The organism is Streptomyces hygroscopicus subsp. hygroscopicus (assembly GCF_001553455.1).
Lineage (GTDB): Bacteria > Actinomycetota > Actinomycetes > Streptomycetales > Streptomycetaceae > Streptomyces > Streptomyces hygroscopicus.
In genome coordinates this window covers 1-1,778 of sequence record NZ_BBOX01000647.1, presented here as the reverse complement: position 1 = coordinate 1,778, position 1,778 = coordinate 1, and the positions used below count along the sequence as shown (strand labels likewise).

The following is a 1,778-nucleotide window of genomic DNA, read 5'->3' as shown; positions in this document are numbered from 1 at the left end:
CCCCGGTGCGCGGCGGCCGCCAGCGCGCGGGTCAGCGCGGTCCGCGCCTCGGGCTGGACGGTCAGCGCCCCGCGCGTCGCGGCCGCGGGGAAACGGGGATCGGTGAGGGCCAGCCGCAGGGCATGGACATGGCCGACGAAGCGGGGGTCCACGAGGGCCACCCGCTCATGTGCCGGAACGGCGGCGAGCTCCTCCGTGACCCCGGCGGCGTCGGCCGCCGTACGCACGTCGAAGCCCAGCGACCGCAGGTCGTCCCCGAGGGACGAGCCGGCGACCGGCACACCGGTGAGAATCGCGGTCGACAGACGAACTCACTCCTTGGCAGCTGACATGGTGGCCACGCCGCTGACGGCACTGGCCTGGGCCCTCCGGACAACGGGCATCGCACGCCCTGGCCCCGCAGGAGGCGGGCGGCACGTCCGGCTGAGGCTATCGGATCGATGGAAGCGTCCGTTCACCGCACATTCACCACCCGATCGGGGGAACGACCGCTTCCGCGCGTCGCCGATCATCATGGTGGATGGCGGCTGTCCTCCACAAACGGCGACCGCCCCGCCACGGATAGGGTGCGGGGCATGACATGGCTGATCACAGGTGGTGCCGGATATATCGGGTCGCATGTCGTGCGGGCCATGGCCGAGGCGGGCGAGTCCGTCGCCGTGCTCGACGATCTGTCCGGCGGGGACCGGGCGCGGCTGCCCGGGGACGTGCCGCTGGTGCGCGGCTCCACCCTCGACCGCGAGCTGCTGGACCGCGCCTTCGCCGAGCTGAACGTGACCGGTGTGGTGCATCTCGCGGCGAAGAAGCAGGTCGCGGAGTCCGTGGCGCAGCCACTGCGCTACTACCGCGAGAATGTGCACGGGCTCACGGTGCTGCTGGAGGCGGCGGTCGCGGCCGGTGTCCGCGACGTCCTCTTCTCCTCCTCCGCCGCCGTCTACGGCACGCCCGATGTGGAACGTGTCACCGAGGACACCCCGTGCCTGCCGATCAATCCGTACGGGGAGACCAAGCTGACCGGAGAATGGCTGGTCAGGGCGGCGGGCGCGGCCCACTCCCTGTCCACGGCCTGTCTGCGCTACTTCAATGTGGCGGGTGCCACCCGCCCCGAGCTGTCCGACACCGGAGTGTCCAACATCATCCCGATGATGTTCGAGCGGATCACCGGGGGACGGCCGCCGAAGATCTTCGGCGATGACTACGACACACCCGACGGCACCTGCGTACGCGACTACATCCACGTCGAGGACCTGGCCTCCGCCCATCTGGCCGTGGCCCGCCGACTGGCCGCGCAGCGGGAGCCGGGTGATCTCACGGTGAACGTCGGCACCGGTCACGGCGTCTCGGTACGCGAGATGGCCGATCTGATCGGCGAGATCACCGGCCGCCCGGAGCTGACCCCGGTGGTCGGGCCGCGCCGGGCGGGCGATCCGGCCCGGGTCGTCGGATCCACCGAACTGATCGCCAAGGAGCTGGGCTGGAGCGCCCGGCACGATGTCCGTGCGATGGTGGAGTCGGCCTGGGAGGGCTGGTGTCTGCATCACCCCGAGGCCCGGCACGGCTGACCGGACACCGGCGAGGCCCGATGCGGGGCCCGTCCGGCCCGGCGCGGGGCGGATGTACGCCCGGCCCGGGGCAGGGGCACGCCCGACGTGGGGCGGAGGCACGCCCGGCTCGGGGCGGGGGCAGGCCCGGCTCGGGGCGGGGGCACGCCCGGCGCAGGGCGGGGGCACGCCCGGCATGGCACGGAGGCCCGCGCGGCGCAGGGCGGGGGCACGCCC

1 protein-coding gene and 1 pseudogene are annotated in these 1,778 nt (G+C 73.3%); one reads left to right on the top strand and one right to left on the bottom strand.

Going from position 1 to position 1,778, the window contains the following annotated elements; translation table 11 throughout:
• Positions 1–305, bottom strand: a pseudogene (locus AXW62_RS39640) (CDP-alcohol phosphatidyltransferase family protein); the annotation flags it as partial.
• A gap of 270 nt (positions 306–575) precedes the next feature.
• Between AXW62_RS39640 and galE the strand changes: the two are divergent.
• Positions 576–1,562 carry a UDP-glucose 4-epimerase GalE gene (gene galE / locus AXW62_RS39635; RefSeq protein WP_060948555.1) on the top strand — a complete coding sequence of 329 codons (987 nt, stop codon included), beginning with the start codon at positions 576–578 and terminating at the stop codon, positions 1,560–1,562.
• Positions 1,563–1,778: the final 216 nt, after the last annotated feature.